Source organism: Microbacterium sp. LRZ72 (genome assembly GCF_033792225.1).
Lineage (GTDB): Bacteria > Actinomycetota > Actinomycetes > Actinomycetales > Microbacteriaceae > Microbacterium.
Map to the genome: position 1 here is coordinate 331,039 of NZ_JANGEX010000002.1, position 26,899 is coordinate 357,937.

The 26,899-nt window shown below is 70.8% G+C and carries 26 protein-coding genes, 1 tRNA gene and 1 riboswitch; of the genes, 12 read left to right on the forward strand and 15 right to left on the reverse strand.

The window, feature by feature from the left end:
• Positions 1-102: 102 nt before the first annotated feature.
• Genes M4I32_RS04090 through sigK form a run of 3 tightly spaced genes read right to left on the reverse strand, consistent with a single transcriptional unit; the run spans position 103 to position 2,163 of the window.
• A complete protein-coding gene (locus M4I32_RS04090) occupies positions 103-747 on the reverse strand; it encodes a DNA-directed RNA polymerase subunit beta (RefSeq protein WP_319033213.1) in 645 nt (214 codons plus the stop codon).
• Between the two features lie 37 nt (positions 748-784).
• On the reverse strand, positions 785-1,564 hold the full coding sequence (locus tag M4I32_RS04095) for an anti-sigma factor (protein ID WP_319033214.1): 780 nt from the start codon (positions 1,562-1,564) through the stop codon (positions 785-787).
• Positions 1,561-2,163, reverse strand: a complete 603-nt coding sequence (gene sigK / locus M4I32_RS04100) for an ECF RNA polymerase sigma factor SigK (RefSeq protein WP_319033215.1) — start codon at positions 2,161-2,163, stop codon at positions 1,561-1,563. The genes M4I32_RS04095 and sigK overlap by 4 nt, the downstream gene beginning before the upstream one ends.
• Positions 2,164-2,383: 220 nt before the next feature.
• Between sigK and M4I32_RS04105 the strand changes: the two genes are divergently transcribed.
• From M4I32_RS04105 to M4I32_RS04130, 6 genes are all read left to right on the forward strand, one after another.
• A complete protein-coding gene (locus M4I32_RS04105) occupies positions 2,384-3,046 on the forward strand; it encodes a fasciclin domain-containing protein (protein ID WP_319033216.1) in 663 nt (220 codons plus the stop codon).
• A 137-nt stretch (positions 3,047-3,183) separates the two neighbouring features.
• Positions 3,184-3,256 (forward strand) — tRNA-Lys (locus M4I32_RS04110).
• A 90-nt stretch (positions 3,257-3,346) separates the two neighbouring features.
• Complete coding sequence (locus M4I32_RS04115) at positions 3,347-3,571, forward strand: RNA-binding S4 domain-containing protein (protein ID WP_319033217.1); 225 nt, start codon at positions 3,347-3,349, stop codon at positions 3,569-3,571.
• Between the two features lie 89 nt (positions 3,572-3,660).
• The gene (locus M4I32_RS04120; RefSeq protein ID WP_319033218.1) at positions 3,661-4,728 is read left to right on the forward strand and encodes a hypothetical protein; all 1,068 of its coding nucleotides are present in this window, start codon (positions 3,661-3,663) and stop codon (positions 4,726-4,728) included.
• A 242-nt stretch (positions 4,729-4,970) separates the two neighbouring features.
• Complete coding sequence (locus M4I32_RS04125; RefSeq protein ID WP_319033219.1) at positions 4,971-5,480, forward strand: hypothetical protein; 510 nt, start codon at positions 4,971-4,973, stop codon at positions 5,478-5,480.
• Positions 5,481-5,645: 165 nt separating this feature from the next.
• Positions 5,646-6,440: a transglutaminase family protein gene (locus M4I32_RS04130; RefSeq protein ID WP_319033220.1), complete on the forward strand. Its 795-nt coding sequence runs from the start codon at positions 5,646-5,648 to the stop codon at positions 6,438-6,440.
• An 80-nt stretch (positions 6,441-6,520) separates the two neighbouring features.
• Here the strand turns inward: M4I32_RS04130 and M4I32_RS04135 are convergent, their stop codons facing one another.
• Positions 6,521-7,408: a bifunctional methylenetetrahydrofolate dehydrogenase/methenyltetrahydrofolate cyclohydrolase gene (locus M4I32_RS04135; protein ID WP_319033221.1), complete on the reverse strand. Its 888-nt coding sequence runs from the start codon at positions 7,406-7,408 to the stop codon at positions 6,521-6,523.
• A 164-nt stretch (positions 7,409-7,572) separates the two neighbouring features.
• The gene (glyA, locus tag M4I32_RS04140; protein ID WP_319033222.1) at positions 7,573-8,847 is read right to left on the reverse strand and encodes a serine hydroxymethyltransferase; all 1,275 of its coding nucleotides are present in this window, start codon (positions 8,845-8,847) and stop codon (positions 7,573-7,575) included.
• Between the two features lie 38 nt (positions 8,848-8,885).
• A riboswitch (ZMP/ZTP riboswitch) is annotated at positions 8,886-8,970 on the reverse strand.
• Positions 8,971-9,166: 196 nt separating this feature from the next.
• Here glyA and M4I32_RS04145 point away from each other — a divergent pair.
• From M4I32_RS04145 to M4I32_RS04165, 5 genes are all read left to right on the forward strand, one after another.
• Positions 9,167-10,039 (forward strand): hypothetical protein, encoded by an 873-nt coding sequence (locus M4I32_RS04145; RefSeq protein WP_319033223.1) that lies wholly within the window; start codon positions 9,167-9,169, stop codon positions 10,037-10,039.
• A gap of 40 nt (positions 10,040-10,079) precedes the next feature.
• The gene (locus M4I32_RS04150) at positions 10,080-10,493 is read left to right on the forward strand and encodes a YrdB family protein (RefSeq protein ID WP_319033224.1); all 414 of its coding nucleotides are present in this window, start codon (positions 10,080-10,082) and stop codon (positions 10,491-10,493) included.
• Positions 10,490-11,860 carry an FAD-binding oxidoreductase gene (locus M4I32_RS04155; RefSeq protein ID WP_319033225.1) on the forward strand — a complete coding sequence of 457 codons (1,371 nt, stop codon included), beginning with the start codon at positions 10,490-10,492 and terminating at the stop codon, positions 11,858-11,860. Before M4I32_RS04150 ends, M4I32_RS04155 begins: the two co-directional genes overlap by 4 nt.
• Before the next feature lie 59 nt (positions 11,861-11,919).
• Complete coding sequence (locus M4I32_RS04160; protein ID WP_319033226.1) at positions 11,920-12,342, forward strand: hypothetical protein; 423 nt, start codon at positions 11,920-11,922, stop codon at positions 12,340-12,342.
• A gap of 246 nt (positions 12,343-12,588) precedes the next feature.
• Positions 12,589-14,028, forward strand: a complete 1,440-nt coding sequence (locus M4I32_RS04165) for a L,D-transpeptidase family protein (protein ID WP_319033227.1) — start codon at positions 12,589-12,591, stop codon at positions 14,026-14,028.
• 92 nt (positions 14,029-14,120) lie between these two features.
• On the opposite strand, the gene M4I32_RS04170 is transcribed toward M4I32_RS04165, so the two are convergent.
• On the reverse strand, positions 14,121-15,338 hold the full coding sequence (locus M4I32_RS04170; RefSeq protein WP_319033228.1) for an NADP-dependent isocitrate dehydrogenase: 1,218 nt from the start codon (positions 15,336-15,338) through the stop codon (positions 14,121-14,123).
• A 155-nt stretch (positions 15,339-15,493) separates the two neighbouring features.
• Here M4I32_RS04170 and M4I32_RS04175 point away from each other — a divergent pair, with 155 nt between their 5' ends.
• On the forward strand, positions 15,494-15,946 hold the full coding sequence (locus M4I32_RS04175; protein ID WP_319033229.1) for a GNAT family N-acetyltransferase: 453 nt from the start codon (positions 15,494-15,496) through the stop codon (positions 15,944-15,946).
• 12 nt (positions 15,947-15,958) lie between these two features.
• Here M4I32_RS04175 and M4I32_RS04180 read toward each other — a convergent pair whose 3' ends face one another.
• From M4I32_RS04180 to sucC, 9 genes are all read right to left on the reverse strand, one after another.
• Positions 15,959-17,773 (reverse strand): ABC transporter ATP-binding protein, encoded by a 1,815-nt coding sequence (locus M4I32_RS04180; RefSeq protein ID WP_319033230.1) that lies wholly within the window; start codon positions 17,771-17,773, stop codon positions 15,959-15,961.
• Positions 17,770-19,599: an ABC transporter ATP-binding protein gene (locus tag M4I32_RS04185; protein ID WP_319033231.1), complete on the reverse strand. Its 1,830-nt coding sequence runs from the start codon at positions 19,597-19,599 to the stop codon at positions 17,770-17,772. Before M4I32_RS04185 ends, M4I32_RS04180 begins: the two co-directional genes overlap by 4 nt.
• A 106-nt stretch (positions 19,600-19,705) precedes the next feature.
• The gene (locus tag M4I32_RS04190; protein ID WP_319033232.1) at positions 19,706-20,239 is read right to left on the reverse strand and encodes a methylated-DNA--[protein]-cysteine S-methyltransferase; all 534 of its coding nucleotides are present in this window, start codon (positions 20,237-20,239) and stop codon (positions 19,706-19,708) included.
• Positions 20,240-20,372: 133 nt separating this feature from the next.
• On the reverse strand, positions 20,373-21,980 hold the full coding sequence (purH, locus tag M4I32_RS04195; protein WP_319033233.1) for a bifunctional phosphoribosylaminoimidazolecarboxamide formyltransferase/IMP cyclohydrolase: 1,608 nt from the start codon (positions 21,978-21,980) through the stop codon (positions 20,373-20,375).
• A 65-nt stretch (positions 21,981-22,045) separates the two neighbouring features.
• Positions 22,046-22,648, reverse strand: a complete 603-nt coding sequence (gene purN, locus M4I32_RS04200) for a phosphoribosylglycinamide formyltransferase (RefSeq protein WP_319033234.1) — start codon at positions 22,646-22,648, stop codon at positions 22,046-22,048.
• 9 nt (positions 22,649-22,657) lie between these two features.
• A complete protein-coding gene (locus M4I32_RS04205) occupies positions 22,658-24,169 on the reverse strand; it encodes a DUF6350 family protein (protein WP_319033235.1) in 1,512 nt (503 codons plus the stop codon).
• Positions 24,170-24,246: 77 nt separating this feature from the next.
• Positions 24,247-24,687, reverse strand: coding sequence for a nitroreductase family deazaflavin-dependent oxidoreductase (locus tag M4I32_RS04210; RefSeq protein WP_319033236.1), 441 nt, complete (start codon positions 24,685-24,687; stop codon positions 24,247-24,249).
• Between the two features lie 71 nt (positions 24,688-24,758).
• Complete coding sequence (sucD, locus tag M4I32_RS04215) at positions 24,759-25,661, reverse strand: succinate--CoA ligase subunit alpha (RefSeq protein ID WP_319033237.1); 903 nt, start codon at positions 25,659-25,661, stop codon at positions 24,759-24,761.
• 30 nt (positions 25,662-25,691) lie between these two features.
• On the reverse strand, positions 25,692-26,855 hold the full coding sequence (sucC, locus tag M4I32_RS04220) for an ADP-forming succinate--CoA ligase subunit beta (RefSeq protein WP_319033238.1): 1,164 nt from the start codon (positions 26,853-26,855) through the stop codon (positions 25,692-25,694).
• Positions 26,856-26,899: the final 44 nt, after the last annotated feature.

Sequence of the window (26,899 nt, forward strand, 5' to 3'; positions counted from 1 at the left end):
GGGTGGTCGGAAATCCGATGTCATACATGTGATCACCGACTCTAGAGCATGCGACAGCCCGATAGCTCGGCTCCGCCGTTCGCCCGGCGACCGGCCGGCGGCTCAGGCCAGCGCTTCGCGGCGCCACAGCGCCGCCGCAGCCGCCAGGTCGCCGGCATAGGTCGACAGGCGCAGCGCGCGGGTGGTCAGCTCGGTGGCGCGCTCGGGCTCGGTCGCCTCGTAGTCGTCGGCCAGGTGGGTCGCACCCGAGGCCTGCACGCGGCAGAACGCCGCGGCCCGGTCGAGGGCCACGCCGAAGTCGCCGTCGAAGATCCCGCGCAGGATGCGGTCCGACAGCTCGACGAGCTCGTCCGGCCCGGCGGGGGCCGGTGCGCCGGCGATCGCGGCATCCGGGGTCGCCAGTCTGGTCCTCCCCTGCTCGTACAGCAGGGCGGCCGTGTGGGGGTCGTCGTGGATCATCAGCTGCAGCAGGTAGATGCGCCAGAGCGCACCCGGGAGCGTGCGGGCCGGCGACCGAGCCCACAGCTCGGCGATGTCGTCGATGCCGTGCTGGTCGGTGAAGTCCACCAGCCGGTCGACCACGTCGACGTCGGGCTCGTCGCGCACACGCGCGAGCAGCACGCCCGCGGTGGAGTGGGCGACCCGAGACACCTCGGCGGGGTCGTCGGTGCTGTAGAGGCGATCGAAGAGCTCCGCGGGGCGATGAACGGGCTTGTGGAAGCCGGATCCGGGGGTGTCGTCACGCATCCCTCAACGGTACGGGATGCCACCCGGACGAGGCCTGTCAGGCCGTCGGAATCGCGAGGATCGGCTCGCTCGTGGGCACACCGTCGGGAGACCCGCCCTCGGGCTCCACGGTCACGGCGATGACGTCTCCCGGTGCCATCTCGCCGGCCAGACGTGCGGTCGCATCCCCCGACTCGTCGGCCTCGAAGACGCCCGCCGCGATGGGCTGCTCGCCCCGCACGTACCAGAGCTCGTAGCTCTGGTCGGCCTGGATCGGGGGCAGACCCTCCGACACCAGCACCGCTTCGCCGACAGACGACGACCAGTGCACGGTCGCCTCACCGCCGGTGGGCAGGGTGGTCGAGGCGCTCTGTGCATCGGGCGCGTCCTCGATCTGCTCGAGCGCGACGACCGCGGGTGAGGTGGGCGCGTTCTGCTGCGCCACGAGCGCGAAGCCGCCGCCGATCCCGACGAGCAGCACGACGGATGCCGCGAGCGCGAACCAGGCGCGCGAGATGCGGCTCCGGCGCGTCGGGCGCGTGGCCGCTGCGGGAGCGTCGGCCAGGTCGCCGACCGGCTCCCCGGCGCCGCCGGCCGGCTCTTCGGGCTGCTGCGGCAGGGAACCGATGCGTTCCAGCAGCGCGGCACGCAGCGCGGGCGGCGCTGCGACCGGCTCGGCGGCATCCGCCATCAGCGCGGTCACCTCGACGTCGGCGCGCACGTGGTGCTCCCACTCGGGATGGTCGGCGCGAGCGGTCGCGAACGCGCGCTCGTCATCGGGCGAGAGGGCGTGCAGCGCATGCCCGGCCGCCAGTTCGGCGAAAGTGCTCTCGTTCACGTCGTCACCCCCATTTCCATCCGCAAGCGGGACAAGCCGTCCCGCATCCTCGTCTTCACTGTTCCCAGCGGCGCCCCCACCAGCGCCGCGATTTCGCTTTGACTGTAGCCCCCGAAATACGCGAGGGTGAGAGCCTCACGCTGCGTCTCGGGCAGTGTCTTCAGGGCGCCGGTCACCCGGGCGCCATCGATCTTGAGTTCGACCTGCTCGGCGACGCCGTCGTGGGCGACGTCCATGTCGCGGAAGCCCGCGCGCACGTCACGATCCGTGCTCGCCTGAGCGGAGCGCACGCGGTCCACGGCACGGCGGTGGGCCATGGTCAGCACCCAGGATCGTCCTTGACCCTTGTTCGGAGCGAACTTCGCGGCGGATTGCCACACCTCGAGGAACACCTCCTGCAGCACCTCTTCGCTCTGCGAGCGGTCGACGAGGATGCGAAGGATGAGGCCGAACACGCGCGAGGAGAGCATGTCGTACAGCTCGCCGAAGGCGGACTGGTCGCCCGCGGCGACCTGCACCAGCAGCTGACCGACATGATCGACGTGTTCCGCGCCCCCTTCGGGCACGTCGACGCCGTCAATCACCATGCGCTCAAGCATGCCCCACGGATGCCGCCTTGCCCGAACCGACCCGCCCTACTCCCCTGTCTCGCGCGCGAGGAGCGTGCGATCGACGGATTCTGCGCCAATTCGGCATCCGTCCAATCCGATCGGTGCGGGGGTCCGAACAGCCCGTGTACGCCGCAGATGCGACGCACCGTCCCGCACCAGGGGCGTGTCCCTACCGGGGGCCACCCGGCCCCTCACAGAGGAGGAAGTCATGTCACTGACGAAGAAGCGCCTTACCGCCGGACTCTCGCTCGCGTTCGCCGCCACCCTGGCCTTGAGCGCGTGTTCGATGGATGCCGCGGAAGACACCACCACCGACGAGCCCATGGATGAGCCCACGACGTCGGAGGAGATGGAAGACGACGAGATGATGGACCCGGCGGCCAACCTCGTCGGTCCCGGCTGCGCCGACTACGCCGACCAGGTGCCCGATGGTGCGGGCTCGGTCGCCGGCATGGCGGAGGACCCGGTGGCCGTTGCCGCCTCGAACAACCCGCTGCTCACGACCCTGACCGCCGCGGTCAGCGGTGAGCTCAACCCCGACGTCAATCTCGTCGACACGCTCAACGGCGACGAGTTCACCGTCTTCGCGCCGGTCGATGACGCGTTCGCCCAGGTGGACGAGGCCACGATCGAGACGCTGCAGACCGACGCCGATCTGCTCACGTCGGTGCTGACGTACCACGTCGTTCCCGGCCAGGTCGGCCCCGACGAGATCGCCGGAACCCACACCACGGTGCAGGGTGGCGAGGTCGAGGTGACCGGCGAGGGCGACGAGCTCATGGTCAATGACGCCATGGTCATCTGCGGCGGCGTGCAGACTGCCAACGCCACGGTGTACCTCATCGACTCGGTGCTGATGCCGGCGATGTGATCCGCTTCGGTCCCCCGGGGGGTGGACCGAAAGTATCCGCGGCCGTCGGCGCCCTTTGCGAGGGGGCATCGGCGGCCGCGGTGTCGTGTGCGCGGTGCGTTCTGCGGGTTCGACTGCGCTTGTAGGCTGGGGAGTACGGGCCTCTAGCTCAGTCGGTAGAGCATCGGACTTTTAATCCGCGGGTCGTGGGTTCGAGCCCCACGGGGCCCACCGCTTCTCATACGCGGCATGGCTCGGCAGGAATCTCTCGTCCGGCCGGCGGCGCGTTGCAAGCCTCACCCGGTCCGCTAACATGCCGGGATGACGAACGAGGCGCCGGTCGACGTGGCAATCGGCGGCGATACCATCCGTCTCGGCCAGTTCCTGAAGTTCGCCGGTCTTCTCGACTCAGGCGGGAACGTGAAAGAGGCCATCATCGACGGCTTCGTGACCGTGAACGGTGAGGTCGATCGCCGCCGCGGACGACAGCTCCAGCTCGGCGACATCGTCGGCTTCGAGGGGCGCCGCGTTCGCGTCTGCCCGTGAGGCCCTTGTCGGCAGGTTGTCACCGGTTGCAACGCCGAACACCGTTGCGGTAGTAGATGCCGCGCACGCGGGTCGGGCAGGGTGGGGTGGTGACCGATCTCGCTGATGCCCTCGCACGGGGTACCCGTGGTCGGCGGCTGTGCGTGGAGTACGTGGCGCGCGCGGACGAAACGGTGGGCTCGGCGGTGTACAGGCTCGGTCGTGAGCTCGATCCGGATCCAGGAGTGCGCCTTCGCCGATCCGTCAGCGAGGTCCGCGGGCGAGAAGCGGAGCCGACATCCACCGGCGAAGCGGTTACCGCGCTCGTCGACGGCGTCGACCTGACCAACATCCGCCACGACCTCGTGAGGGAAGCGTTGCAGGCATCCGTCGACCTTGCTCGGTATTGGCAGGAGCCGGATGGCACGGATGCCGTCGCCGCCCTTCCTGCGATGCACGCTGCTCTCCGACGCATCGCCCGCCACGTGAGCACCACCCTGCGCGACTCGGCCGCTCCGCGCGGATCGGCACAGTTCGCTGTGGACTGGCGGCCGCTCGCCGACAGCGCACCGCTCATGTGTGATCCTGCGGCCGTTCTGACGGACTGGACGCGCGCCCAGCGTGAGGATGAGGCGCGAGCCGCGAGGGAGCGCCCTGCCGATCCGCGCGCGAACTGGTCGGGGACATGGTGGTCCGTGCCACAGGGGCTTGTCACCACTCGTGGCAGCATGCTGGATGCCCTCGAACTGGTCGAAGACTCCCACGGCTGGGAGGTCGCCACGGTCATCCCGGTGCGCGGGGCCGGCCGCACTCTCGAGATCCGGTCCGGGGAAGACTGGGCCGAGCTGTGTCGGGAATACCCGATGGAGGTCACCGCCTCCCGCCGGCACGACTGGTTCCGCGTCACCGGTCGAGACGGCAGATGGGTGATCCCCGACTGGCAGCGCGTCGCCGAGCGATGGGATGCCGTGCACCTGACCACGCTCGGGTACCTCTCTGCGGCCACGCAGCTGATCGAGGTCGGCTCGGAATATGCATCGGTGATCGGCGGCTGGGGGCCCGACTCCACGATCTGGCTCGCCGACGTCGTCCGCGAGTCCGAGCAGCCGCGAGAACAATGGACGCGACCTTCGAACGACTGGCGCTGGATCCCTTCAGAAGTCCGGCAAGCCCGATGAGCGAGCATCATCCGCGTGCCCATGTCTGCCCGACCTGCGGCGATCCCTTGACGTTCGAGGTGCTCGACGACGAGAGGTTCCTGGTTGCATGGTCGTGTGTGAACTGCGGCGCGATCCGCACCACCGAGCCGATCTAGCACGTCCTCCGCCGGGCCAACGGGTCGGCGAGCCCTGACATCGGGCACCCACCACGGGCTGTTGCGCGCGCGCGCAGCTATGCGAGGGTGAACGAGGAGGTGCTGATGAAGGAAATCGAAAGCGCGCTGAGGGCACGTCCCGCCGGCCCCGTCCCCGGCGCCGCGATCATCCGGCACATCCGACGGCTCATCTACGCGGCAACGGGCTCCGCGATCTTCTACTCGGTGTTCATGGGGGCAGGAAAGGGCGGGTGCGCCGGCGGGACCACTGCGACCGGTGGTTTCCTCGATGAGAACGGCGACGCCACCGAGACCGTGCCGACGTGCGTGCAACTGACGCTCGGCCCGAACCCGCTGATGCTCGTCGCCCTCGCAGCTGTGGTGATCTGGGCGCTCAGCCGTGTGCTGTCTCGCGCCGACAACGAAGACGCCGCAATCCGCACACTCGATCGCGCCGCACTCGCGGTCATGATCGCTACGGCGGTGTCTGTCGTGCTGGCGCAGGTCTGGTTCAGCCTGATTCCCCTCGAAGGCATCAACGGCTCCGGAACCTACTTCTGGCCGTTCCCGTTCGGCAGTGTGGACTTCGAGAGCAGCCCGATGACGACCCCGTGAGGACGACGCGAGCCGGTGCCAGGAGGAGTGCAATGGCAACCCGATCGCGATGAGCTGACCGAGGGATTGCTCGCCGTCCGGAGCCAAACCCTTCCCAAAGGCACTCCCGCGGCGTGTCCCACGCACGCGTTCGCCCCGCGACCGGAACGTTGACATGATCGACGGATGAAGCGAGAAGTCGGCGCACGCATGGCCCTCACCGTCACCGAACCCTCCGAGCTGGTCTTCTCGGTCGCCGCCGCCGCCGATGTGCCGGCGCGCGACGAGCTGCTGACCTTCCGCGTGGATGGCGCTACGGTGGAGCCGGAGGAGATCGTCGATACGCACGGCACCCGCCTGCACCGGCTCTCCGCCCCGGCGGGAGCGCTCGAGATGACGTACGAGGCCACCGTCGTCGGCCGCGCCGAGCCCGAGTCCATCTCGCCGACCGACCTCATCCGCTACCTGCGCCCCAGCCGCTACTGCGAGTCAGACACGCTCGCGCCCACGGCATTCGCCGAGTTCAACGGACTTCAGGGATCCGCCCTGCTGGATGCCGTCAGCTCGTGGGTCGGCACACGCCTGCTGTACGTCAGCGGCTCGAGCCAGCCCACCGACGGGGCCGTGCAGACCCTGCTCGACCGTCGCGGTGTGTGCCGCGACTACGCGCACCTCTGCGTCGCGCTGCTGCGCGCGCGCAACGTGCCCGCCCGCCTGGCCTCGGTGTATGCGCCAGGGCTGCAGCCGATGGATTTCCACGCCGTCGCCGAGGCGTACGTCGACGGCGCCTGGCGCGTCGTCGACGCGACCGCCCTGGCGCCGCGCAGCTCGCTCGTGCGCATCGCGACGGGCCGGGATGCGTCGGACACCGCGTTCCTCACGACCCTGGCCGGCGGCATCCTGCTGAATGAGCTGCAGGTCACGGCCGTCGTCGACACGCTGCCGAACGACGACCTGACCCTCTGGGAGCGCATCGGCTGACCCCGCAAACCAGCGTTCGCGCGAAACCCACCGCGGTGCGGGTGGTCTCGCGCGAACCGTGGTTTCTCGGCAGCCGGGCGTCAGCCCGCCAGACGCTCGGCCGACTCGACGACGTTCGCCACGAGCAGCGCACGGGTCATCGGGCCCACGCCGCCCGGGTTGGGCGAGAGCCAGCCGGCGACCTCCGCGACCGCGGGATCGATGTCGCCGGCGAGCTTGGCCTTGCCCGATTCGGTCGTTCCGACGCGGGTCACGCCCACGTCGAGCACGGCGGCGCCGGGCTTGATCCAGTCGGCCTTCACGAGATGCGGCTGGCCCACGGCTGCCACGACGATGTCGGCGCGACGGACCTCGGCCGCAAGGTCGGGGGTGCGCGAGTGCGTCAGGGTCACGGTCGCGTCAGCGCCGCGGCGCGTGAGCAGCAGGCCCAGCGGGCGGCCCACCGTGACACCCCGGCCGATCACCACGACATGCTTGCCGGCGATGCCGACGCCGTGGCGCTCGAGCAGCTCGATCACGCCGCGCGGCGTGCACGGCAGCGGGCCGGGCACGGCCGTCGCCGGGTCGACGCCCAGCACCAGGCGGCCCAGGTTGGTGGGGTGCAGGCCGTCGGCGTCCTTGTTCGGGTCGATCATCTCGATGATCGCATTCTCGTCGATGCCCTTGGGCAGCGGCAGCTGCGTGATGAAGCCCGTCACCTGGGGGTTCTCGTTCAGCTCGCGCACGGCATCCGCGATCTCGTCGAACGTCGCCGTCGCCGGCAGCTCGACCTGGATCGACGCGACGCCCACCTCGGCGCAGTCGCGGTGCTTGCCGGTCACATAGGAGCGCGAGCCCGGGTCGTCGCCGACCAGCAGCGTGCCGAGACCGGGCACCACCCCGCGCTCCGCGAGAACGGCCACGCGCTCCCGCAGCTCGTCCTTGATCTTCGCCGCCGTGGCGGTGCCGTCCAGCTTCGCTGCCGTCATCGAACTCTCCTGTCTGAGTGGTCTGGGCGCCGTTGCTCGCAACCGAACCGGATACCTACGTCCATAGTGATCCTACGGAACGTTCGGTTCCGTCGCCAAGGCAGTGCCCCCTCCGCATCCGTTCAATGGATGTTTCGGGCCGCGCCCGCCAGCGCAATCCGGCCCTACTGCTGCAGGCCGGGGTAGAGCGGGTATTCGGCGGTCAGGGCCGCCACCCGGGCGCGCAGGGTCTCGACGTCGGAGCCGCCCGCGAGCGCGAGCGCGATGATGTCGGCGACCTCGGAGAACTCCGGCTCGCCGAAACCGCGGGTCGCGAGCGCGGGCGTGCCGATGCGCAGCCCCGACGTCACGCGCGGCGGGCGGGGGTCGTTCGGCACGGCGTTGCGGTTGACGGTGATGTGGATCTCGTGCAGCAGATCCTCCGCCTGCTGCCCGTCGATCTGGGCGTTGCGCAGGTCGACGAGCACGAGGTGCACATCGGTTCCGCCCGAGCGCACCGTGATGCCCGCCTCGGCGACATCCGCCTGCGCGAGCCGGTCGGCGAGGATGCGGGCGCCGAGCAGGGTGCGCTCCTGCCGGTCGCGGAAGGCCTCGCTGGCCGCGATCTTGAACGCCGTCGCCTTGGCGGCGATGACGTGCATGAGCGGCCCACCCTGCTGGCCCGGGAACACGGCGGTGTCGATCTTCTTCGCCAGCTCTTCGTCGTCGGTGAGGATGAACCCCGAGCGCGGTCCGCCGATGGTCTTGTGCACCGTCGACGAGGTGACGTGCGCGTGCGGCACGGGCGAGGGGTGGATGCCGGCAGCCACGAGCCCCGCGAAGTGCGCCATGTCGACCCACAGATACGCGCCCACCTCGTCGGCGATAGCCCGGAACGCAGCGAAGTCGAGCTGGCGGGGGTACGCCGACCAGCCGGCGATGATGACCTTGGGCTTGTGCTCGAGCGCGAGGCGGCGCACCTCGTCCATATCGATGAGCGAGGTCTCGGGGTCGACACCGTAGGCGACGATGTCGTAGAGACGGCCCGAGAAGTTGATCTTCATGCCATGCGTCAGGTGCCCGCCGTGATCGAGCGAGAGGCCGAGGATGGTGTCGCCGGGACGCGCGATGGCGTGCAGCACGGCGGCGTTGGCCGTGGCGCCCGAATGCGGCTGCACGTTGGCGAAGCCCGCGCCGAACAGCGACTTCGCGCGCTCGATGGCCAGCTCTTCGGCCACGTCGACCTCTTCGCAGCCGCCGTAGTAGCGCCGTCCGGGGTAACCCTCGGCGTACTTGTTCGTCAGCACGGAGCCCTGCGACTGCAGCACCGAGACGGGCACGAAGTTCTCGGACGCGATCATCTCGAGGTAGCCACGCTGGCGATCCAGCTCGCGATCGAGCACCTGCGCGATCTCGGGATCGACCTCTGAGAGAGGAGCACTGAAGAGCGGGTCGGTCATTGCAGCCTCCAAGACGACGGCTTCGGGAGTAGAGCTTCCGCATCGGCCCAGGCGTACGGTCGAATGCCGTTGTCAGTCGCTCCCCGGTGGTCACCCACCTCAACGCCAGTCGCGACTGTTCGATCATAACGGATGCCGCGGGGTCGTCGCCCACGCCACGGGCGAGCCGCCGCGAGACGGTGCGGGCCGCCAGCGGGCCGAGACCGTGCGCGATGTCGGCCGCGCGGTGCACAATAGACGGAACACGTGGGCGAGCGCGACCGCTGGGGTGGGCGCGCGAAATCGGGATCGTCCACGACGACTCTTGGGGAGTTCACGCATGGGGACCGATACGCCGGGCGACGCGAGCCCCGCCGAAAGCGCCGACGGGCGTGCCACCGAACCGCTCACGCCCGCGCAGGTCGCGGCGCAGCGCATCGATCGCGATGATGTCGGCGTCGGCGGACCCGACCCGCGACTGACGGCACCCAAGATGCGCCGCTGGTTCTCGGGCGCCGGGCTCTCGGCGATGCTCGTCACAGGCGGCGTGCTCGGCAGCGCCGCGATCGTCGCCGCCGCCGTGCTGCCGGGCATCGTCTCGCCCGACCCGGCCGGCGGCTGGGACGGCGCGCCGCGCAGTTACACGGAGGACGCCGATTCCACACCCCGCGAGCCCGCCCCGGCTGCGGACGGCAGCGCCGACGATGCGTCCGGCGAGGAGGAGGACGACGACGAGGCCTCGGACGAGCCGGATGCCGGGGGCGCCGACATCCGCGACGCCCTCGCGTCACCCGTGGCGCCCGCCATGCCGCAGAGCCCCGGCACGAGCGCGCCCGGTGCCGCGGCGCCGGACTCGGCCGCGCCGCGTTCACCCGGCTCGACGGCATCGCCACCTGCCACCGACCGCCCGACGACCCGGCCGAGCCCCACGCCCACGGCGCCGCGCCCCACCCCGACGACGCCGCAGCCTGCGCCGAGCGACCCGGACCCGACCCCGGCCGAGCCCGACCCGACGCCGGCCGAGCCGGATCCGGCTCCCCCGCGACCCGATCCCGTCCCGGAGCCCGAGCCCGAACCAGAGCCGGAGCCCGAGCCAGAGCCAGAACCGGAGCCCGCGCCGGAGCAGGACCCTGAGCCGCAGCCGGAGCGCCAGCGAGCCCGCGAGCCGGCGCCGCAGTCGGCGCTCGATCGTCTGCTCACCGTCCTCCGATAGCAGCGGGAGACAGCGACACGGCGCTCGTAGACTGGAACGCATGAGCGACTCCCCCACCGTGCACCCCACGGCCCCCGAGCAGCCGCGTCCCGACGGCTCGGCGCGTCCGGCCGGCACGGTGGCGCGTCCGACCGCGCTCGACGTCGTGCGCCTGCTCACCGAGATCGTCGCGGTCGGATCGCTGGCGTTCTGGGGCTTCGTCTCGTTCGTTCTGCCCTGGAACATCGTGGCGGGCATCGGCGCCCCGGCTCTCGCGATCCTCGTCTGGGCGCTGTTCGTCTCGCCGCGCGCAGTGCTGGCGGTGCACCCGTTCGTCGCCGCGCTCGTGGAGCTGCTCATCTTCGCGTCCGTCACGCTGGCGTGGTGGAGCCTGGGCCAGCCCTGGGTCGGCCTCGCCTTCGGCGTCGTCGCCGTGACGGCCGGCGTGCTGGTGGGGCGCCGCCGCTTCGCATGAACCGCGACGCCGCCGACGCCCTCACGCGGCTGCGCGATGCCCTGGGCGACCGCGTCGACACGACCGAAGCGGCTCTTGAGCGCGCACGCACCGACAAGTCCGGGCACCGATCGAGCGCGGCACCCCTCGCGGTGATCGAGGCGCGCTCGGTCGACGACGTCCAGGCCACCATGCGCATCGCCACCGCCACGCGCACACCCGTCGTCGTGCGCGGCGCCGGCACAGGGCTCGCCGGAGCGGGCATCGCGGGCGCGGGCGAGATCGTGCTCTCGACCGCGCGCCTGACCCGTATCGTCGAGGTGAGCGCGGACGACCTGCTCGCCGTCGTGGAACCCGGCATCCTGAACGCCGACCTCAACGCGGCCCTCGCCACGCACGGCCTGTGGTGGCCGCCGGATCCCGCCAGCCGGGCCATCTCGACCGTCGGCGGCAACATCGCGACCGGCGCCGGCGGCCTGCTGTGCGCGAAGTACGGCGTGGTGCGCGACGCCGTACTGGGCGTCGACATCGTGCTGGCCGACGGTGAACTGCTGCACCTCGGCCACCGCAGCGTCAAGGGCGTCACCGGCCTCGACCTGACCTCGCTCGTGATCGGGTCGGAGGGGCGCCTGGGTGTGATCGTCGGCGCGACCCTCAAGCTGCGCCCCCTCGTGCCCGGCACGGTGTGCACCGTCGCGGCCACCTTCGAGGGCGTGGCCCCCGCGGCGAGGGCGTCGGCCGCGGTCACGGCCGCCGGCATCCAGCCCGCCGTCATGGAGCTGATGGATGCCGCGAGCCTCGCCGCCGTGCACGATCTGCTCGGTCTCGCGGCGCCGACCCCGGGGGCCGCGCAGCTGACCGTGCAGACGGACGGACCGGCCGCGGCAATCGAGTCCGACGCGGTCGCGGCCGTGCTCACCGAGGCGGGCGGAACGGTCGCCGTCTCGCACGACGCGGAGGAGGGCGAACGCCTGCTGACGATCCGCCGGTCGTTCCACGCCGCCATGGAGGCGCTCGGCACGACGCTGATCGAGGACGTCTCGGTCCCGCGCAGCGCCCTGCCCGCGATGTTCGACGAGATCGCCCGCATCGAGCGCGACTACGAGGTCGTGATCCCGACGGTCGCCCACGCCGGCGATGGAAACCTGCACCCGAACTTCGTCTTCGACGGCCCCGAGGTGCCCGAGCGCATCTGGGAAGCCGCAGGGGAGCTCTTCGCCGCCGCCCTGCGCCTCGGTGGAACGCTGACGGGAGAGCACGGCATCGGCATCCTGAAGCGCCGCTGGCTCGCCGACGAACTGGGCGACGCCCAGTGGCAGCTGCAGCGCCGTGTCGTCGCGGCCTTCGACCCCCTCGGCATCCTCAATCCGGGCAAGGTCTTTCCGTAGCCGCGCGCGGCCTCACTTCGGCGGAAGCGCCTAGGCTGGCCGCACCAGGGGGTACGACCATGAGCAGAACACTCACCACGCTCGGCATCACTGCCGGCACGATACTCGTGCTGACCGGCTGCGCGTTCGGCTCGGACTCCGGCGGCGACGCGGATGCCGGCAGCGACCAGACCGTCGCGGAGGCCTGCCAGGTCGTCACCGAGACGATCCAGTCCGCCGTCGTGGACTTCGAAGAGGGCATGAGTGAGGATCCGGCCGTGGCGCGTGAGGCGCTCGACGAGGCCGCCGCCGAGCTCGAGGGCATCTCGGACGAGGTCACCAACCCCGAGATCGCCGAGATCCTGCCCGATCTTCAGGCCGGGTTCGCCGCGATGGGCGAGGCGATCGAGGCGATGTCGAGCGGCGACGTGTCGCAGATGGAGGCGATGGGCGAGCAGTTCGAGGAAAGCTTCACGACATTCCAGGAGCTCTGCCTGAGCTGACCGGGCGCCCGCTCTCGGCGTCGGGGATGCGTCGAGAATCGGAGGGATCCGCGCCAGCGGGCCGACGCTCGCGACATCTCCGACGCCGGACGCACGAGGCGGCGCCCCGGCCGCCGGCGCCACGCGTGTGGCGAAGCGTTGCCCAAACGTGATAATGCGTCGCCTACACTCGGTGAAGACGTCTCTCGCGCCGAGCGGTGCGACGACCGGCAAGACGCAGTCCGATGCGATACACAGGGGGCGACCGTGACGGATGTGGTGACACCACCCAGCACGAGCGAGGACTCCGCACGCCCCGGCGGCGATGACCCCATCGTCGAGTGGGCACCCACCGAGCCCGCGCCCCGGCGCCGGCGGTGGCCGCTGCTGCTCTGGATCGGGCTGCCCGTCGCCGCGCTCGCAGGCGCCGGCTGGTACTTCGGCACGACGCTCATCGCGCCGGGGGTCACGGTCGCGGGCGTGCCCGTGGGCGGCCTGACGCAGGAGGCCGCGACCACCGCGATCGCCGACACCATCGCCGACACGAGCGTCACCGTCGACGTGGGCACCACGGCGGTCACTGTGACCGGGGCCGACCTGGGCGCGACGCTGCCGGCCGCCGATCTGGCGCGAGATGCCCTCGCCGCCGCACCCGCGTGGAACGTCGGTGCGTGGTTCCCGGCACCCGACCGATCCTCCCCCGAGCTCGACCCGGCCGCCTCGGAGACGGCGCTGGCCACCACCCTGGCCGACGTGTGGGAAGAGCCCGTCGATGCGACCGTGGCCTACGACGACTCCGCGAACGCCTACGCCGTCACCCCGGCGGTCGACGGCCGCGGCGTGGAACCCGACCTCGTCACCGACGCCTACCTCGGCGCCCTGCTCGCCGGTGAGGCCGAAGCCACGCTCGAGACCGAGCTCGTCGCCCTCGAGGCCGACATCACGACGGATGCCGCGACGGCCCGCACCGACGAGATCAACGCCATGCTCGCCGACGTCGGCTTCTACGTCGGCGACGAGCGGACGGTGCCCGTCAAGCCCGACACGACGGCATCCTGGCTCACGCTCACCCCGGACCCCGAGCAGGGGACGATCGACGTCACCGCCGACGAAGCCGCCATCGAGAAGGCCGTCGCGAACCTGCCCGAGCGGGTCGACCGTGACGCCGTCGACGCCACGGTCGTCACCGACGCCAACGGCACCGTTCTGCGCACCGAGACCGAGGGCAGAACCGGTCGCGAACTGGCCGGCACCGCCGGCATCGCGGCCGCGTTCGCCACGCAGCTCGCCGCGGGCGAGGCCGCCTACGCGCTCGAGGTCACCGAGACCGACTTCGAGACGACCTCGCTGGAACGCCTGCTCGAGGTCGATCTGTCGTCGCAGCGGGTGACGCTGATGGAGAACGGCGACGTCGTCGACTCGTGGGCCATCTCGAGCGGCAAGAGCGGCTGGGAGACCAACCTCGGCTGGCACAAGGTGCAGGCCAAGGTGCGCATCCAGGACATGGGCAACGACGAGGTGGGCTACCTGCAGCCCGATGTCGAATGGGTCTCGTACTTCTCCGGCGACCAGGCCTTCCACGCCGTCTACTGGCATCAGAACTGGGGCACTCCCACGAGCCACGGCTGCGTGGGCATGCCCACCGATCTGGCCAAGTGGGTCTACGAGTGGGCCCCCGTCGGCACCGACGTGTGGGTGCACGCCTGACCCGACGCCCGCGGCCGGGTCCTCGCCCGTGAATGCGAAGAGGGGGTGGATGCCGCGGCATCCACCCCCTCTTCGTCGTCGCGCCCGGGGCGCTACGCGCCGAGCCGCTCCTTGAGGTTCGCGTCGATCGTCGCGAGGAAGTCCTCGGTGGTCTGGTATGCCTGGTCGGGACCGACCAGAAGGGCCAGGTCCTTGGTCATCGCCCCGGACTCGACGCTCGTCACCACGACGTTCTCGAGGGTGTTCGCGAACTCGATGAGCGCGTCGTTGCCGTCGAGCTTGCCGCGGTGCTGCAGCCCGCGCGTCCACGCGAAGATCGAGGCGATCGGGTTGGTCGAGGTGGGCTTGCCCTGCTGGTGCTGACGGTAGTGCCGGGTCACGGTGCCGTGCGCGGCCTCGGCCTCGACGATGCTGCCGTCGGGCGTGGTCAGCACGCTGGTCATCAGTCCGAGCGATCCGAAGCCCTGCGCCACGGTGTCGGACTGCACGTCGCCGTCGTAGTTCTTGCACGCCCAGACGTAGCCGCCCTCCCACTTGAGGGACGAGGCGACCATGTCGTCGATCAGGCGGTGCTCGTACGTGAGACCCGCGGCCTCGAACTTGTCCTTGAACTCGGCGTCGTAGACCTCCTGGAACAGGTCCTTGAACCGGCCGTCGTACGCCTTCAGGATCGTGTTCTTGGTCGACAGGTAGACCGGGTAGTCGCGGCCCAGGCCGTAGTTGAGCGAGGCGCGCGCGAAGTCGCGGATCGACTCGTCGAGGTTGTACATGCCCATCGCGACGCCGGAGCCGGGCGACTGGAACACCTCGAACGACTGCGGCTCACCGCCGTCCTTGGGCGTGAAGGTCATCGTGAGAGTGCCCTCGCCCTCGAACCGGAAGTCGGTGGCGCGGTACTGGTCGCCGAAGGCGTGGCGACCGACGATGATCGGCTTGTTCCAGCCCGGCACCAGGCGCGGGATGTTGGAGATGATGATCGGCTCGCGGAAGATCACGCCGCCGAGGATGTTGCGGATGGTGCCGTTGGGCGAGCGCCACATCTTCTTGAGCCCGAATTCCTCGACACGTGCCTCGTCGGGCGTGATCGTGGCGCACTTGACGCCGACGCCGTGCTTCTTGATCGCGTTCGCCGCGTCGACCGTGATCTGGTCGTCGGTCTCATCGCGCTTCTCGATCGACAGGTCGTAGTACTCCAGGTCCACATCGAGATACGGGTGGATCAGCGAGTCCTTGATGAACTGCCAGATGATGCGGGTCATCTCGTCGCCGTCGAGTTCGACGACGGTGCCCTCGACCTTGATCTTCTCCAAGGCGGAATCCTCACTTCTCGTGCGCGTGCAAGCCGACGACAAGCCTATCGCACGGCCCGAGGGTATCTCGATATCAAGATATCTCGGGGCGGTGGGCGTCCCGCAGGACGGCAGCCGGGCACACGACGGCGGGCGAGAGGCATTACTCTGGCGTCATGGCGGACCTCAACCTGGTCGAACTGTCTGCGTCGACGATCGTGGCGGTGAACAACCTCTCGCTCAAGCCGGGACAGGAGCAGTTCCTCGCTCCCATCTCATACGGAATCCAGGCGGCCGTGGTCAATCCGGCGACGAGCTGGCAGCGCGTGGTGCTCGACGGCGACGAGGTCGTCGGATTCGTCAGCGCCAGCTTCGATCACGAAGCCCCCGAGGACTACTTCCGCTCGGTGGTGCTGCGCATCAACGTCGATGCCGACGACCAGGGCCGTGGCATCGGCCGCTTCGCGATCGAGAGCCTGCTCGACGAGGCCCGCGCGCGCGGCGAAGAGCGGGTGCACGTGATCTACGAGGAGGGCGAGGAAGGCCCCGAGGCCTTCTTCCACCGCATGGGCTTCACCCCCGTGGCCGAGACCGAGTTCGGCGAGGTCGTCGCCGCGCACGTGCTCTGACCGAGCGCCGGCTCACACCAAGGAGTCGCGCCATGCGGCGTGCAGCCGGGCGAAGCGTCCTTCTCCGCCGATGAGCGCCGCGGGCACGTCGTCCTCGACGATGCGCCCATGCTCCATCACCAGCACCCGGTCGGCGATCGCCACCGTCGACAGGCGATGCGCGATGATGATCGCCGTGCGATCGGCCAGCAGCGTCTGCAGCGCCTGCTGGATCTGCCGCTCGGAGGGGATGTCGAGCGCCGCGGTGGCCTCGTCGAGGATCAGCACGGCGGGGTCGGCCAGAAAGGCGCGCGCGAACGAGATCAGCTGACGCTGCCCGGCCGAGACGCGCCCGCCGCGCTTGTTGACGTCGGTGTCGTAGCCGTCGGGCAGCGCGCGGATGAACTCGTCCGCCCCCACGGCACGCGCCGACTCCTGGATCTGCTCGAGCGTCGCGTCGGGCCGCCCGAGGGCGATGTTCTCGGCGACCGTGCCGCTGAACAGGTACGCCTCCTGCGTGACCATGACCACGGCGCGGCGCAGATCCTCGGTGCGCAGCCGCCGCAGGTCGACGTCGTCGAGGGTGATCGCGCCGCGGGTGGGGTCATAGAAGCGCGAGAGCAGCTTGGCGAGGGTCGACTTGCCGGCGCCGGTGGTGCCGACCAGGGCGACCGTCTGGCCGGCCTCGATCTCGAGCGAGAAGTCCGGCAGGATCGTCGGGCCGCCCGCGTACGCGAACCGCACCCCGTCGAAGTGCAGCCGGCCGCGCGGGGCGGGCAGGTCCACGGCATCCGCCGGTTCCGCGACCGTCGGTCGCTCCTCGAGCACGCCCGAGACCTTTTCGAGCGCCGCGGTGGCGGACTGGAACGAGTTGACGAAGAAGGCCACCTCCTGCAGGGGCGCGAAGAAGTTGCGCACATAGAGCACCGAGGCCAGCAGCACGCCGACCTCGAGGGCGCCGTCGACGACCCGGATGCCGCCCCAGAGCAGCACGAGCGCGACCGACGTGGATGCGATCGCCATCAGGCCGGGCTCGAACGTGCCGAACAGGCGGATGGAGCGCATGTTGACGTCGCGGTACTCGCCGGAGAGCCGGCCGAACTCGTCGTCGTTGCGACGCTCGCGACGGAACGCCTTGACCGCGCGGATACCGGTCATGGTCTCGACGAACTGCACGATCACCCGCGCGCTCACCACGCGGGACTCGCGATAGACCACCTGGGAACGCCGGTAGAACCAGCGCATGAGCAGCGCGAGGGGGACGGCCATCGCCACCAGGATGACGCCGGAGTGCCAGTCGGTGAGCATCAGCGCGACGAATGTGAAGCCGCCGTACAGCACGCCCGTGACCAGGCCGTTCAGCCCGCCGTCGAGCAGCTGGCGGATCGCATCGAGGTCGCTGGTCTGCCGCGAGATGATACGGCCCGAGGTGTAGGACTCGTGGAACTCCAGGCTGAGCAGCTGGGTGTGATGGAAGATGCGCGTGCGCAGGTCGAGCATCACCGCCTGGGTCAGCCTCGCCGCGACGACGACGTACCAGCCGATGAGACCCGCGGCGCCGACCGCGGAGAGCACGTAGACCGCCACGACGCCGATGGTCGGCATCCAGTCGGCCTCGTCGAGGGCGGCCGGCAGCGCCGTGTCGATGCCGTAGGCGATGAGCGCGGGACCGACGACCCGCAGGGCGGTGGAGAGCAGCAGCAGCGTCGCGGCCAGCGCGACGCGCGCCTTCATCGGCGCGACGAGCGCGCCGAGCAGACGCAGGGAGCGCCGACGGATCTGCCGGCTCTCCTCGCGGGTGTAGTCGGAGCGATCCTCGCCGGTGGTGCCGTGCAGCGTGGCGCTCACGCGATCACCCCCGGCTCGTCGTTCGCGCGGGCGTCCTCGTCTTCGAGACTCGAGATCACGTTGCGGTATCGCGGGCTGCGCTGCAGCAGCTCGGTGTGCGTGCCGACATCGATCACCCGTCCCCCCTCGAGCAGCGCGACACGGTCGGCCAGCGCCACCGTCGACGGCCGGTGGGCCACGACGAGCGCCGTGGTGTGCGCGAGCACCCGGCGCAGGCCCGCCTCCACCTTCGCCTCGGTGGTGACGTCGAGCGCAGACAGCGGGTCATCGAGCACGAGCACGGCGGGCCGGGCGGCCACGGCCCGCGCCAGGGCGAGCCGCTGCCGCTGCCCGCCCGACAGGCTCAGCCCCTCTTCGCCGATGACGGTGTCGACGCCGTCCGGCAGGTCGTCGACGAACTCCGCCTGCGCGACGTCGAGCGCGTCGCGCAGCAGCCGCTCGGCCTCCGCGGAACCGGGTTCGAGATCGTCGCGGCCGAGCAGCACGTTCTCGCGCACGCTCGCCGAGAACAGCGTGGCGTCTTCGAAGGCGGTCGCGATGTGCCGGCGCAGCTCGGCCAGGCGCAGGTCGCGTACGTCGACGCCGTCGAGGGTGACGCGCCCGCCCGTCACGTCGTAGAGGCGCGTCGGCAGGGTCGTGAGGGTGGTCTTGCCCGAGCCGGTGAGGCCCACGACCGCCATCGTCTCGCCCGGACGCAGCACCAGATCCACGCCGTCGAGCAGGTCGGGTTCGCCGTCGCGCGCGTCTTGATAGCGAAAGTGCGCGGCTTCGAAGGCGAGCGCACCGCGCGGCTCGGCCACGCTCGTCGCCATGCCGGGCTCGGGGTCGGAGATGGTCTGGGGCTCGTCGAAGACCTCGAAGATGCGGTCGGTCGCGGTGCGCGCGTCGAGCAGGAACGAGAAGAGGAAGCCGATCGACTCCATCGGCCACCGCAGCACGGTCGCCATCGCGAAGAACGCGAAGAGCTCGGCGACGCTGATCTCGCCCCGCAGGCTCAGCACGATGCCGACCGCCAGGCAGAGCGCGAAGGCGGTCTCGGGCAGCAGCACGAGCCAGAACCAGATGGAGCCGACCGCCCGCGCCTTGCCGAGCTCGGTGGTGCGCAGCGTCTCGGCCTGCCGCGTGAACTTCTGCAGCGCGTGCGGACCGCGGCCGAAGGCCTTCAGCACGCGGATGCCGTGCACGCTCTCCTCGACGGAGGTGGCGAGGTCGCCGGCCTGGTCCTGGCTCTGCCGCGTGAGGGTGCCGTACCGCTTCTCGAACCGATACGCGATGATCCACAGAGGCGCCGAGCAGACGAGGAAGACCGCGCCGAGCGCCCAGTGCCAGCGGAACAGCAGCAGCGAGCCCACGACGATCGTCAGCAGGTTGACGGCCAGCAGGACGAGACCGAACGACACCCACCGGCGGATCACGCCGATGTCCTGCATCATGCGGCTGAGCAGCTGGCCCGACTGCCAGCGGTCGTGGAAGGCGACGGGGAGCCGCTGGAGCCGTTCGTTGAAGCCCGTGCGCAGGTCGTACTCGATGCGTGTGGCCGGCCCGAGGATGAACCAGCGCCGCGCCCAGACGGCGGCGGCCTCAAGCAATCCCAGCGCGAGCACCGCGCCCGCCCCGATCGCCACCTGCAGCCGGTCGCCGGAGTCCATCGGACCGGCCACGATCACCTCGAGCACCAGCGGGATCGTCAGGGCGAGCAGCGCGGCAACCAGCGCGCTGCCCGCTCCGAGCAGCATCCGCGGCAGCACGGGACGCACGTACGGCAGCAGGCGCGCGAGGGCGCGCGGCGTGGAGAGCCGCGGCGGCGGCGCAGGTGTGCGGGTCATGTTCCTCGTGGGCGCTCAGGCAGGCGCAAGAAGAGTGCGGATGCGATGGACGCGGGTTCGTGTGGGGCAACGTCCCAGCCCACCAGCTTATGCCGCGCGTGCGAGCTCAGGCGACCCTTGCGGCGGCTTCCCGATCGAGCAGGGCGCGTTTCACCTCGGCGCCCCATGCGAAGCCCCCCGCGTCGCCATCGGCACGGCGCACCCGGTGGCAGGGAACGAACAGCGCGGGGGCGTTGCGCGCGCAGACGGATGCCGCGGCGCGCACCGCCGTCGGGACCCCGCACGCCGCCGCGAACGCCGCGTAGGTCAGCGGCCGGCCGGGCTCGATGCGCCGCAGCGCCTCCCAGCCCCGCACCTGCAGCGCCGTGCCGGAGAGCACGACGGGCACCCCGGCGACCGCAGCCCACTCCCCGGCGTAGTAGGCGCGCACCGCGGCTGCGGCATCCGTGGCCCTCTCGACCACGCGCGCAGGCCGGGCCGGTGCGCGCAGCCGGGCGAGCACGGCGGCCGGATCGCCGCTCCACCCGGACGCGAGCACGCGCTCGCGGTCGTCGACGATCACGGTGAACGCCCCGTCGGGGGTGTCGAGCGTCTCGATGGATGCGGTGCGCGCGGTGCCCTGGCCGGGATCGCTGAACATGAGTCCAGCCTGACACCTCCCACCGCACCGTGTCCCACTTTTCGTCGCCTGGAAGGAACCTGGGCGACAAGAAGTGGGACGCGCCGGGGGCGGGGCGAAGCGCCGGGCCGCGAGCCGGCGCGCGACGCGCGGATCAATGGAAGAAGTGGCGCTCCCCCGTGAAGAACATCGGGATGCCCGCCTCGCGTGCAGCCGCGATCACCTCGTCGTCGCGCACGGAACCGCCCGGCTGCACGATCGCCGAGATCCCGGCGTCGAGCAGAATGGCCGGTCCGTCCGAGAACGGGAAGAAGGCGTCGGATGCCGCGACGGAGCCCCGTGCGCGGTCGCCGGCCCGCTCGACGGCCAGGCGGCAGGAGTCGACCCGGTTCACCTGGCCCATCCCGATCCCGACCGTCGCGGAGTTCTTCGCGAGCACGATCGCGTTGGACTTGACCGCCCGGCACGCCTTCCACGCGAAGATGAGGTTGGCCATGTCGGCGTCTTCCGGGCGCTCGCCCGAGACGAGCTCCCAATCGGCAGCGACGGCATCGATGTCGTCGGGAAAGCGGTCGGCGTCCTGCAGCAGCAGGCCGCCCGAGACCAGCCGCACGTCCATCGACTCCTGCTTCCAGTCCGGGGGAAGCTGCAGCAGCCGCATGTTCTTGCGCTCGGAGAACACCTGCAGGGCATCGGGCTCGAAGGCCGGGGCCACGATGACCTCGGTGAAGATGTCGCGCAGGTTCTCGGCCATCTTCATCGTGACGGGTCGGTTCGCGGCGACGACCCCGCCGAACGCCGAGACGGGGTCGCACTCGTGCGCGCGCAGATGCGCGCTCGCAATCGGGTCGAGCGCGTTCGGCGCAGTGACCGCGATGCCGCACGGGTTGGCGTGCTTGATGATCGCCACCGCGGGCCTGACCAGGTCGAAGGCGGCGCGCAGGGCCGCATCGGCGTCGACGTAGTTGTTGTACGACATCTCCTTGCCCTGCAGCTGGGTCGCCTGGGCGATGCCGTGACCGCCGACGCGCGTGTAGATGGCCGCACGCTGGTGGGCGTTCTCGCCGTAGCGCAGCGTCGCCTGGCGCTCGGCCTTGATCGTCAGGTGCTCGGGCAGCTCACGGTCGTCCGAGAGCGTGCCCTCGGTGAACCAGGTCGCGACCGCGGTGTCGTAGGCCGCGGTGTGCGCGAATGCCCGCGCCGCCAGTTCCCGGCGCTGCGCGAGCGAGGTGCCGCCGTCGCGCACCGCCTCGATGATCGCCGGGTACGACTCGGGCGAGACGACGATCGCCACGTTCGCGTGGTTCTTCGCCGAGGCACGCACCATCGCGGGACCGCCGATGTCGATCTGCTCGACGACGTCGTCGCCCTGGGCGCCGGAGGCGACCGTCTCGACGAAGGGGTAGAGGTTGACGACGACGAGCTCGAACGGCGCGATGTCGAGCTCCGCGAGCTGGCGCTCGTGCTCTTCGAGGCGCAGGTCGGCGAGCAGGCCGGCGTGCACCGCGGGGTGCAGGGTCTTGACCCGGCCATCGAGCGACTCCGGAAAGCCCGTCACCGCTGCCACGTCGGTGACGGCATGGCCGGCATCGCGGATCTTCGCCGCGGTGGAACCCGTCGAGACGATCTCGACTCCCGCGGACGTGAGCGCCTCGGCGAGCGTGAGCAGGTCGGTCTTGTCGCTCACCGACACGAGCGCACGACGTATCGGGACGATGTCGCGGCTGCGGTATCGGGATGGATCGTGAGTGGGACCTGCCATGACGGCTCCTTCGCGGTCGGGTGGGGCGACGGGGCATGCCCGGCCCCGGTTCTCGGGGACGGTTTTCAGGTGCGGGCGGCGCTCGTGACCGCGGCGAGGTCGAGCTCGCCCACGGCGATGCGCCGCACCACGTCGATCAGCAGGCGGCGCTCGACGGGTTTGATGCGGGCGTGCAGGCTCTGCTCGGTGTCGTCGGCGTGCACGCTCACGCGTTCCTGCGCGAGCACCGGGCCGGTGTCGACCCCGTCATCGACGACGATGACGCTCGCCCCGGTCGTCGACGCGCCCGCGGCGAGCGCGTCCCGCACGGCGTGGGCCCCCGGGAATTCGGGCAGGTGCGCGGGATGCGTGTTGAGGATGCATGGCGCGTAGCGTGCCACCACCGCGGGCGGCAGCAGACGCATCAGCCCGCTCAGCACGATCAGGTCGGGCTGCACCTCATCCAGGGCGCGAATGAGTTCGTCGCCCCAGTCCGCGCGGGCAGCGGAGCCGCGCCACGGGACCACGAAGCGGGGGATGCCGAAGGCCTCGGCGTGCGCGAACCCCTCGGCCTCGCGATCCGCCCCGATCGCGACGACCCGGGCGGGGTAGTCGGGAAGGGCCGCCGCCTCGAGCAGCGCACGGAGGTTGGACCCCGCGCCCGAGATCAGAACAGCGACGGTCAGCACGGTTCCAGTCTACGGGGCGGGTGGAGGCGATCCCTCGCCCGGGGACTCGGGGCGCGGGAGGGGCGCGGTCTCGTTCGCGCTCTCGTCGGTCCCTGCTTCTGCTGACTCCTCCGAAGCCGGCGACTGAGCGCCCACGAGCTCGGTGTCATCGCGCTTCGTCTCATCGCGCTTCGTCTCATCGAGCTCGGTCTCATCGAGCACCGTCCACAGGGGCGCCGGAAGCGGGTCCCGCCACGGCTGCGGTGCGGCACGCCCGGCACCAGGTGCCGGATCGGAGAGCCGACGCGGTGACAGCAGCAGGATCGCCGCGCCGAGCAGCACTTCGCCGCCCACCGCGAGCGCGACGAGGCCGGGTGCCGGCCCGACCTGGGCGAGTCTGCCCGGCCCGATGGCGCCCGAGCTTGCCGCGGCCACCGCGGCGGCCGCGATCGCGGCGACGGCCGCGATCCCCGCGGTGACGACGACCCGCGGCCCCATCGGGTCGCCGATAGACCCGTGGCCGCGGCGCCGCCCGGACGGGCCCGGCGACGAACGGAGGGCGACGACGAGATCGGAGCGGGCCACCCATCCGGCGAAGGCCCCGGCGGCGACGGGCAGCAGCACGACCAGCAGCATCCACATGTTCTGGATGTCGGGGATCGCCCCGAGCACCGGCACGGCGGGCACGACGCCCAGATCGGCGCCGACCGGAGAGATCGTCGACGCCTCGCCGAGGGCGAATCCGGGCCCGGCGACCCAGGCCATCGCCCACCCGATGAGGGTGGGCAGATACGCCAGCTGACCGAGGGTGAGCAGGGCCGCGCCGAGGATGTCGAGGTTGCCGCCCTGGTAGAGCGCGATGATCCGCCCGGTGCCGCTGACCAGGGCCACCGCCACGGCGATCGCTGAGACCCCGACCAGAGCCGACACGACGATCGCGCCGGAGCGGGCGATGACGCCGGGGACGACCGGCCAGGGCGCCGACCGCCCCTCCAGCTGGTCGCGCAGGCGGTCGACGACGCCGTCGTCGCCCTCGAGCCAGGCGGTGACGATCGCTCCCGCGAGCACTGCTGCCGTGTACAGCGCGGTCGGCAGGAGGATCGCCTGCCAGGTCTGCGTCTGCGCGACGGGGTTGACCGAAGACAGGTGGATGGCGGTCGACACCGCCGCCGCCACGAGCAGCGCCGCGACCAGGCCCGAGATCCAGGCGCCCGCCCGCGCGGCGCGCGCGCCGGAGCGCACGCCGAAGAAGACGACGAAGACGACGATCGCCAGCGGCGCGAGCGAGACGACGAACTGCGAGGCGGCCGCAGAGATCCCCAGCGAAGCGGTGACGGCCTCGGGCAAGGCGATGTCGACGGGCACCAGGTGCCCCAGCTGCCAGATCGTCGCCGTCACGGGCCACAGCGCGGCCCAGTCCGCCTCGCCCCCGAGTCCGAAGACCCAGAGCACCGTGAGCGGTGCGGCGATGGACGCGAGGATCGCGGCGGCCTGCACGCAGGCGTCGAAACCGCTGAGCAGAACGACGAGCAGGCGATTCATGGCCTCACGACCCTACCCGCGCAATCCCATCGCGCCGGTCTGCCCCGCCGACCTCCCGCGTGCGTTCGCCGACGTCGTCAGTCGGCGACCGGCTCCAGCACGAACACCGCGATGCGGCGGTCGGTCTTGGTCTGGTACTCGTTGTAGTCGGGCCACACCTCGGCGGCACGCGCCCACCATTCGTCGTACTCGGCGCCGTCGAGCTCACGCGCCACGTAGTCACGCTTGCGCGCCCCGTCCTGCAGTTCCACGTGCGGCTCGGCGCGGATGTTCCAGTACCACTGGGGCGGCTGCGGCGCCCCGCCCTTGGAGGCGACGACGGCGTAACGACCGTCGTGCTCGACGCGCATCAGCGCGGTCTTGCGCAGCCCGCCCGTCTTCGCACCGACGGTGGTCAGCACGATGATCGGCACGCCCCGCAGCAGGTTGGCCTCGGTGCCGCCGCTGGCTTCGTATCGCTCCGCCTGGGTGCGGGCCCACTCGGCGGTGCTCGGCAGATACTCTCCGGTCAATGGCATGGCGCCAGCCTACGCCGCAACGACGAAGGGGTGGATGCCGCGGCATCCACCCCTTCGTACGGTGTCGTGGCTCAGAGCCCTTCGATGATCTCGCGCATCAGCGAAGCGGTCTCGGACGGCGTCTTGCCGACCTTGACTCCGGCGGCCTCGAGGGCCTCCTTCTTGGCCTGCGCCGTGCCGGCCGAGCCCGAGACGATGGCGCCCGCGTGGCCCATCGTCTTGCCCTCGGGTGCGGTGAAGCCGGCGACGTAGCCGACGACCGGCTTGGTCACGTTCGCCTTGATGAAGTCGGCCGCACGCTCCTCGGCGTCGCCGCCAATCTCGCCGATCATCACGATGGCCTTCGTCTCGGGGTCCGCCTCGAACGCCCGGAGCGCGTCGATGTGGGTGGTGCCGATGATCGGGTCGCCGCCGATGCCGATGGCGGTCGAGAACCCGAGATCGCGCAGCTCGTACATCATCTGATAGGTCAGGGTGCCCGACTTCGACACGAGCCCGATGGGGCCCTTGCCGGTGATGTTGGCCGGCGTGATGCCCACCAGCGCCTCGTCGGGCGTGATGACGCCGGGGCAGTTGGGGCCGATGATGCGGGTCGTGTTGCCCTTGCTCTGCGCATAGGCCCAGGCCTCGGCGGTGTCGCCGACCGGGACGCCCTCGGTGATGACCACCAGCAGCGGGATCTCGGCGTCGATGGCCTCGACCATCGCCGCCTTCGTGAACGCGGCCGGGACGAACGCGATCGAGACGTCGGCACCGGTCGCACTCATCGCCTCGGCGACCGAGCCGAAGACGGGAAGCTCGATGTCGGCGCCCGACGCGTCCTTGTGCAGCACGGTCGTGCCGGCCTTGCGCGCGTTCACGCCGCCGACGACCTGGGTGCCCGCCTTGAGCATGAGCGCGGTGTGCTTGGTGCCCTCGCCGCCCGTGATGCCCTGGACGATGACCTTGGAGTCCTTGGTGAGGAAGATCGACATTTCTCTGCAGTCCTTTTCGGAGTTCTCGGGTCAGGCGTGGGCGAGCTCGGCGGCCTTGTCGGCGCCCTCGTCCATCGTGGCGGCCAGGGTGACGAGCGGATGGTTGGCCTCGGCGAGGATGCGGCGGCCCTCCTCGACGCGGTTGCCGTCGATGCGCACCACGAGCGGCTTCGTCGCCGTGGAGCCGAGTTCGGCCAGCGCACCGACGATGCCCTTCGCGACGGCGTCGCAGGCGGTGATGCCGCCGAAGACGTTGACGAACACGCTCTTGACCTGTGGGTCGCCCAGGATGACGTCCAGGCCCGCGGCCATGACCTCGGCCGATGCACCGCCGCCGATGTCGAGGAAGTTCGCCGGCTTGACGCCGCCGTGGCGCTCCCCGGCGTAGGCGACGACGTCCAGCGTCGACATGACCAGGCCCGCGCCGTTGCCGATCACGCCGACCTGCCCGTCGAGCTTGACGTAGTTGAGGTCGTTCTCCTTGGCCTTCGCCTCGAGGGGGTCGGCCGCGGCCTTGTCTTCGAGCTGCGCGTGGTTCGTGTGCCGGAAGGCGGCGTTCTCGTCGATCGTGACCTTGCCGTCGAGGGCGATGATCTCGCCGTCTTCGGTCTGCACGAGCGGGTTGACCTCGACCAGCGTGGCGTCCTCGCCCTTGTAGACGTCGTACAGCTTGACGAAGACGTCGGCGACCTTGGGCGCGAGCTCGGCGTCGAAGCCGGCCGCGTCGGCGATCTCACGGGCCTTGGCCGCATCGATCCCCTGCAGCGGGTCGACCTCGATGCGCGCGAGCGCCTCGGGCTTCTCGACGGCGAGCTGTTCGATCTCGACACCGCCTTCGACGCTGGCCAGGCTGAGGTACGAGCGGTTGGCGCGATCCAGGAGCACCGAGAAGTAGAACTCGCGCGTGATCTTGGCGCCGCCGGCGATCATGACACGCGAGACCACGTGCCCCTTGATGTCGAGGCCGAGGATGGCTTTCGCGGCCTCGTATGCCTCGTCGGCGTTCTTCGCCACCTTGACGCCGCCAGCCTTGCCGCGGCCCCCCGTCTTGACCTGGGCCTTGACGACGACGACCCCGCCGATCTTCTCGGCGGCCGCCTTCGCCTCCTCAGGGGTGTCGGCGATGATGCCGGGCAGTACCGGCACCTCGTACTTCTCGAACAGATCGCGTGCCTGGTACTCGTAGAGATCCACGTTGCAGTCCTTCAGATGGGGCGACGGGGTTGCCCGAGACGCGA

What these genes read in the sequence shown, in the direction of transcription:
- M4I32_RS04150 (WP_319033224.1), top strand. Translation starts at nt 10,080, where the DNA reads ATGAGCGACTCCCCCACCGTGCACCCCACGGCCCCCGAGCAGCCGCGT.
- M4I32_RS04130 (WP_319033220.1), top strand. Translation starts at nt 5,646, where the DNA reads ATGAAGCGAGAAGTCGGCGCACGCATGGCCCTCACCGTCACCGAACCC.
- M4I32_RS04090 (WP_319033213.1), bottom strand. Translation starts at nt 747, where the DNA reads ATGCGTGACGACACCCCCGGATCCGGCTTCCACAAGCCCGTTCATCGC.
- purH (WP_319033233.1), bottom strand. Translation starts at nt 21,980, where the DNA reads ATGGCAGGTCCCACTCACGATCCATCCCGATACCGCAGCCGCGACATC.
- M4I32_RS04210 (WP_319033236.1), bottom strand. Translation starts at nt 24,687, where the DNA reads ATGCCATTGACCGGAGAGTATCTGCCGAGCACCGCCGAGTGGGCCCGC.
- glyA (WP_319033222.1), bottom strand. Translation starts at nt 8,847, where the DNA reads ATGACCGACCCGCTCTTCAGTGCTCCTCTCTCAGAGGTCGATCCCGAG.
- M4I32_RS04125 (WP_319033219.1), top strand. Translation starts at nt 4,971, where the DNA reads ATGAAGGAAATCGAAAGCGCGCTGAGGGCACGTCCCGCCGGCCCCGTC.
- M4I32_RS04160 (WP_319033226.1), top strand. Translation starts at nt 11,920, where the DNA reads ATGAGCAGAACACTCACCACGCTCGGCATCACTGCCGGCACGATACTC.
- M4I32_RS04135 (WP_319033221.1), bottom strand. Translation starts at nt 7,408, where the DNA reads ATGACGGCAGCGAAGCTGGACGGCACCGCCACGGCGGCGAAGATCAAG.
- M4I32_RS04155 (WP_319033225.1), top strand. Translation starts at nt 10,490, where the DNA reads ATGAACCGCGACGCCGCCGACGCCCTCACGCGGCTGCGCGATGCCCTG.
- M4I32_RS04115 (WP_319033217.1), top strand. Translation starts at nt 3,347, where the DNA reads ATGACGAACGAGGCGCCGGTCGACGTGGCAATCGGCGGCGATACCATC.
- sucD (WP_319033237.1), bottom strand. Translation starts at nt 25,661, where the DNA reads ATGTCGATCTTCCTCACCAAGGACTCCAAGGTCATCGTCCAGGGCATC.
- sigK (WP_319033215.1), bottom strand. Translation starts at nt 2,163, where the DNA reads ATGCTTGAGCGCATGGTGATTGACGGCGTCGACGTGCCCGAAGGGGGC.
- M4I32_RS04185 (WP_319033231.1), bottom strand. Translation starts at nt 19,599, where the DNA reads ATGACCCGCACACCTGCGCCGCCGCCGCGGCTCTCCACGCCGCGCGCC.
- M4I32_RS04175 (WP_319033229.1), top strand. Translation starts at nt 15,494, where the DNA reads ATGGCGGACCTCAACCTGGTCGAACTGTCTGCGTCGACGATCGTGGCG.
- M4I32_RS04145 (WP_319033223.1), top strand. Translation starts at nt 9,167, where the DNA reads ATGGGGACCGATACGCCGGGCGACGCGAGCCCCGCCGAAAGCGCCGAC.
- M4I32_RS04105 (WP_319033216.1), top strand. Translation starts at nt 2,384, where the DNA reads ATGTCACTGACGAAGAAGCGCCTTACCGCCGGACTCTCGCTCGCGTTC.
- M4I32_RS04205 (WP_319033235.1), bottom strand. Translation starts at nt 24,169, where the DNA reads ATGAATCGCCTGCTCGTCGTTCTGCTCAGCGGTTTCGACGCCTGCGTG.
- M4I32_RS04190 (WP_319033232.1), bottom strand. Translation starts at nt 20,239, where the DNA reads ATGTTCAGCGATCCCGGCCAGGGCACCGCGCGCACCGCATCCATCGAG.